This is a genomic window from Rheinheimera sp. 4Y26, from assembly GCF_025245835.1.
Classification (GTDB): domain Bacteria; phylum Pseudomonadota; class Gammaproteobacteria; order Enterobacterales; family Alteromonadaceae; genus Pararheinheimera.
The window spans coordinates 1-5749 of record NZ_JAOBWS010000028.1 but is presented as its reverse complement, the minus strand read 5'-3'; the positions used below and the strand labels follow the sequence as shown (position 1 = coordinate 5749).

General features: G+C 40.3%; 5 protein-coding genes and 1 pseudogene. 4 read left to right on the top strand and 2 right to left on the bottom strand.

Annotated features, from left to right (window positions below; all coding sequences use genetic code 11):
- Window positions 1-551: 551 nt before the first annotated feature.
- Window positions 552-1796, bottom strand: coding sequence for a GTPase (locus N3Z11_RS17955; protein ID WP_260658562.1), 1245 nt, complete (start codon window positions 1794-1796; stop codon window positions 552-554).
- A 39-nt stretch (window positions 1797-1835) separates the two neighbouring features.
- Window positions 1836-2192, bottom strand: a complete 357-nt coding sequence (locus N3Z11_RS17950; RefSeq protein ID WP_260658561.1) for a hypothetical protein — start codon at window positions 2190-2192, stop codon at window positions 1836-1838.
- A 184-nt stretch (window positions 2193-2376) separates the two neighbouring features.
- On the opposite strand from N3Z11_RS17950, the gene N3Z11_RS17945 reads away from it, so the two are divergent.
- The 4 genes and pseudogenes from N3Z11_RS17945 to N3Z11_RS17930 form a co-directional block, all read left to right on the top strand.
- Window positions 2377-4026 (top strand): sigma 54-interacting transcriptional regulator, encoded by a 1650-nt coding sequence (locus N3Z11_RS17945; protein WP_260658560.1) that lies wholly within the window; start codon window positions 2377-2379, stop codon window positions 4024-4026.
- Window positions 4027-4238: 212 nt separating this feature from the next.
- The gene (locus tag N3Z11_RS17940) at window positions 4239-4496 is read left to right on the top strand and encodes a recombinase family protein (protein WP_313771372.1); all 258 of its coding nucleotides are present in this window, start codon (window positions 4239-4241) and stop codon (window positions 4494-4496) included.
- Window positions 4497-4507: 11 nt separating this feature from the next.
- Window positions 4508-4636 carry a recombinase family protein gene (locus tag N3Z11_RS17935; RefSeq protein WP_313771373.1) on the top strand — a complete coding sequence of 43 codons (129 nt, stop codon included), beginning with the start codon at window positions 4508-4510 and terminating at the stop codon, window positions 4634-4636.
- A 164-nt stretch (window positions 4637-4800) separates the two neighbouring features.
- Window positions 4801-5664: pseudogene (locus N3Z11_RS17930) on the top strand (IS481-like element ISSod13 family transposase); the annotation flags it as partial.
- Window positions 5665-5749 lie beyond the last annotated feature (85 nt).

The following is a 5749-nucleotide window of genomic DNA, read 5'->3' as shown; positions in this document are numbered from 1 at the left end:
TTCGTTGAATTACATGTCGCCTGTTGAGTATGCAAAGCAGGCCGCATAAGCTGGAAAATCTCATCACGGGATTGGTACTAATTCCGGGGATAGGTCACTGCCATTAACACAAGGCAGGCTGTTAGCCTTAGTTAGGATCTATAGTCAGGTAAAGTTGAGCGTAATCCTGATGAGAAGCTCGGTTGCTGCATCACGAGAAAGTTTATACAGAAGAAATTCTTGTTCCCTTGAGTTAATTCATACCAAGGCTATGAGAGCTTTCCAGAACCTTGGTATGAATTTTTATTACTAAGTACGATACTTTAATACTTAGTATGAAACTCTATTTCTATTCCACATTATTGTAGGCTCAGATTATAGTTTGATAAAAAATCCGTCGTTTTACGGATTAATTAATAGCTAATGTTTGATATTTTTCGCTGCGCCAACCCCAAAATATTTATAATATAGTTTGATATTTTTAATTAGACACTTTTAGTCAGATGACGGAGCGTCAGACATTTTAGAATCTAAAATGCTGCATCGTGGCAGGACCACGATGCAGCATTCGATCAAATATCACTTGGTGGAGGCGGGAAGTTGCCATTTTCCAAACCCTTCCCAGCATCTCCAATGGCTTTTTTTATCCACTCATACACAGCTAAGCAACCGATAGTATTTTTTTGTAAACGAGTATCAGGATCAAATGCAGTCTTTATAATTGGATACCCCTTCAAACGTTCCCTTGCTGTTTTCTCTAAACTCTCTAAATCTGTTTCATTTCTAGGTAAATCAACCTTATTCAAGCATATTAGAATTGGCTTACGAAACGATTTGAGTTTATTAAGGATATCTATGTCTACCTGTGATATGCCTCGATTGATATCAACCACCATAACAAAAGTATCCGTATGGTGCAGAAGGTCATCCGTATATCTATCAACTTCGCTCCGATAATCATTGAATCCAGGATAATTGACAAGTACAGCATTACCTCTTGCATTGAGAGGGTAACTTACAGCTCGTGAAGTAGACCCTGCGATAGGATTGATTTGACTATTTAGCCCGAAAACTGCCTTAACTAAGGAGTCTTTTCCTGAAGAACCATCACCGACTACACCTACCGTTATTTTGTTAAATAACATACTCCGAAGAAGAGCTATATGTATTACTGCAGGAACAGTTTTTCTGTAAGCTGGACCAGCCAGATCGACAGCTAACCAAAGACCTGTAGCCAGCCAACCTATAGGGCCAAGTAATGTACCGACCGTACGAGTTATGGCTGCATTAGTTGCAAAACTGAGCCCTGCACCAAGCAAGGCTCTTGAAACCATATTCGCTACAATTACAGAAATCTGATAAATATAGAAACCTCCATATTGACGCAGCAAACCTTGCAAGATAGCTGTGGTGATCGCACCGACCGGAAGGTCTCGTTCGTTTATTCCCATCGAACGAAACATGGCCCTTTTTTCTTCGTCCGTCATACGCTCAAGGGCGTCTTCAAACATTTTTAAAAGAATGATTTGTTCATTTTCTTCAACAGAATTTTGTTCTAACACATTGGCTTTGAGCTTATCACCAACATCTATAACCACTTCACTATAGGAAACGCCATCACCACCACGGAATAACGTTGCAATATCATTACTTCCAAGCTTTCGCAAAGAGCTAGCTATAAGCTCAGCCGCTTGACGTTCGCCACCTAGCCGATAATCCAAAACATCATCTTCGAGCCCTAAATACTTTACTAGTGGCTTTACATCATCTTTATTAGCCAGGCTACGTTGAATTACATCGATCAAATTTAATTTCATTACTGAATCCTCTGGAAATGTGTTTAGTTTAATAAACTGTTAAACCGATTGTAAGTGAATATCGTCACCACGTGACGACATCACGAGGGTGACATTAGCCATAGTGAAACCAATTCCTGCACCAATAGCAGCTCCAATACATGCACCTACGCCCCCCGCAAAGTAGAATCCAACTAAAGCACCCACAATCGTGCCTACAGCAGTAATTTCTAAGATTCGCTCGCCAGAAGGAGACTGGATTTTGATCGATACACCATTTTCTTTTGCGAATTGACGTAGTCTTTGGATCGCTTCGCTAATCACATCTTTTGAAACGACAAACTCGCCTTTAACCATTAACCGTAAAGCACTAATTAGTTTTGCAATGTCAGCAACGTCATCAATTTTAAAAATCATAACTTAATTCCTCTAAGGAGTAACACAACCACTGCGCTACTTATCAATACATTGCCAAAACTGTGCCAACAAAAGAAAAATATTTAAGTTGTTGTTTTTATTAAATAATATATAAATAAATAACAAACATTTTTATGATTAATTGAACTATAATTTACTAAGTGTAATTTACTAGGTGAACTATATGTCATTTAATTTAGCAGGAATAAAATATATATTTCTTGATGAGATCCCCAAGAAGGAAATTGCCCAGCTTGCAAATGCTTGCTACATGTCTTACACAGAAAACTCTGAAAAAGTTCCTAGATGCATACAGTGGTCATCTATCGAAGAAAAAAATAAAGTTGCAGAGGCGCTGATTAACGCAGCAAATAAGGAACTATGGTGCATAGCAGTGGACAATGTCTTCAGAAGATATGACAGCCAATCTTTGCAGCTAGATGACTATGAAGTTTCGATAGCTGGCATCAAGGAGCTGGGTTTAACTCGCCTCGCCAAAGTATTAGTGCCCAATTCGATGAAACAACCAGACGGCCTTATTTTCAGGGACCTTATACATGAGGCTAAAAAGCTCAACGAGCAGAAAACAGCATTTGTATTCCCCGCTAGCTGGTCCAAATCAGCGGCGCCTGAGGCGTATAAACTTATAGAGAATCTTTCAAAAGAACTCAAAGAGAAATTTCACTTTATAGACCACTCCGAAGATCTGGGTTTGGTCTTTCTATCGCTGGCAACAGATGCAAAAAATACCAGTCCACTAACCTCATTTATTGGGTCTTTACATAGCGAAATGTTGAAAGATGCCACTGCGAACGAGAATGCATGGGAAAAAAAACATGGGACAATTTTGTTGTCTGGCCCTACAGGATCAGGAAAATCCTATGCAGTGCGATCACGTAAACTACCTTTGGTAGAGATCAATCTTTCATCTGTCAGTGAATCGTTACTAGAAGCCCGAATGAGGGGCTATGTTAAGGGCGCATTTACTGATGCAAATAAAGAAGGTCGCTCAGGTTGGTTCGAAGATGCAGATGGGGGAGTGTTATTTCTTGATGAGTTTCAATCAGCACCAATTACATTTCAGGCGCAATTACTAGATTTATTAAGTGCAGTATCAAACGACATTCAAGTGGCACGCATAGGTGATGACAACAATCGAAAACGCTTCAACGTTAGAGTGGTGCTAGCAATTAACGAAGATATAAGCTCGTTGCTGGAACAAAATCGCCTGAGAAAAGACATCCTATACAGAGTTCGTCACATAGAATCATTTCCTTCCCTCAGTGAAAGACTAAAAATTGATATTGAAAACAAATACTTGAAAAGTATTTTATATTCTTACCGATGGAAGAGCTTAGAACCTGTCAGTCTAGATGAAATTCGAGAAGAAAAAATAGAAAAGCTACTAACCTATTTTCCATCCTTTGAAAAAGACGCATTACTAGAGTTGCAAAAACAGGCTTGGGAGGGGAACTTTCGAGAGTTGGAAAGGGTGAGTTTTGATATTTTTTTTGAAGCGGAGAAAACCCCTGGTTCCGAAATAACAGCAGAACAAGTGAGGCTCGTAATTCAAAATTGGCAATCAAAAATTACTGGTTCTCCGTTAAACACGAACAAAACAGAGCTTAAAGAATCGGAACTGCAGAAGTTGAACGCCATACAACACGCGCTTAGAAAATCTGGTTTTGTAATAAACACCGTAATAAGTGGCGGGGATCAAGCTTACTATAAAGCACGGCAAGCACTTAGGAAGTACCTAAAAGAAAATAAAGATTTCCTTGATAAGGATATCTTAAGCGATTCACGAATGGTCAAATTCATGAAATTAGATTAACAACATCTATAAAACGATTCTTTTCTGGACGTTAGTAAATGCCAGTTTTCGCATGCGAAATAAGCCTTGTTACCGTCCATAAACTCGTCTATAAATCTACGTCCACAAAAGGTACCTTTATTAACTGAATTAATTTCATATATTTATGACGGGTCACATTTAATTATTCAGAAAACAAGCGTTATCTTTGAGGTGCTTTTACAGGAGGTATTTTGACCATAGGGTATGCAAGGGTATCGACTATCGAGCAAGACACAGCGTTACAGCTCGATAATTTGCAAAGGTCAGGTTGTGAAAAAATCTACCAGGAATCTGTATCTGGGATATCAAAAACACGACCAGAACTGGACAAATGTTTGGATAATCTCAGAGCAGGAGATACCTTAATTGTCTGGCGATTAGATCGATTAGGGCGCAGTTTAAAAAATCTCGTATCCATCATCACAGATTTGGAATTACTTAATGTGTAGGCTTCCGCTCTATTACGGAAGCAATAGACACCACAACGTCTGGTGGAAAGCTGGTATTTCATATTTTTGCAGCGCTTGCCGAGTTTGAGCGAAAACTTATCGGTTTCAGCGGTCATCCATTCATTGATCGTCAGCTTTGAAGATCGCATGGCAACTAACTGATTCAATATAATTGATCAAAATCTTTTCATCCTTCAGTTGAATTAGTTTCGACTTGATCTGACATATCGCCTTGAAAAGGTGAGAGTTACCAGTTTTGATTGTGGGTGTCGAATCCTTAATCAAAACTAAAAAGGTAACTCTCATGCTCCATAGTAACAATCCAATCATCAAACACAAGACAGGTTTACTCAATCTGGCCGAGGAACTGAGTAACGTTTCCAGAGCCTGCAAAGTTATGGGTGTGTCTCGTGATACGTTTTATCGTTACCGCGATTTGGTGGACGATGGCGGTGTTGATGCGCTGATAGAAAAAAGTCGCAGAAGTCCAAATATCAAGAACCGTGTCGAAGAAGCTGTTGAACAAGCAGTGATGGACTATGCGATTGAATTTCCGGCGCATGGTCAGCACAGAACCAGCAATGAACTGCGCAAGAAAGGCGTGTTTGTGTCTGGCAGTGGCGTCCGCTCAATCTGGTTGCGACACGATTTAGAGAACTTTAAGAAACGCCTGAAAGCCTTAGAAGCCAAGGTTGCTCGCGATGGAATTCAGCTTACCGATGAACAGATTGCGGCACTTGAGCGTAAAAAACACGACGATGAAGCCTGTGGTGAGATTGAAACCGCGCACCCAGGCTACCTTGGGTCGCAAGACACGTTTTATGTCGGAAACCTCAAGGGCGTTGGTCGTATCTATCAGCAAACCTATGTCGATACGTACTGCAAAGTCGCGCACTGTAAGCTCTACACCACGAAAACACCTATCACCGCAGCAGACTTACTGAACGATAAAGTATTGCCGTTTTATGAGTCACAGCAGTTGCCAGTGCTGCGTATTTTAACTGACCGTGGCACAGAGTATTGCGGCAAGGTCGAGCACCATGATTACCAGCTTTATTTGGCGATTAATGATATCGACCACACGAAAACCAAAGCGATGTCGCCACAAACCAACGGCATCTGCGAGCGGTTTCATAAGACGATCCTGAACGAGTTTTATCAGGTGACTGGTTAATGTGAATTAGTCTCGACTTGATCTGACATATCGCCTTGAAAAGGTGAGAGTTACCAGTTTTGATTGTGGGTGTCGAATC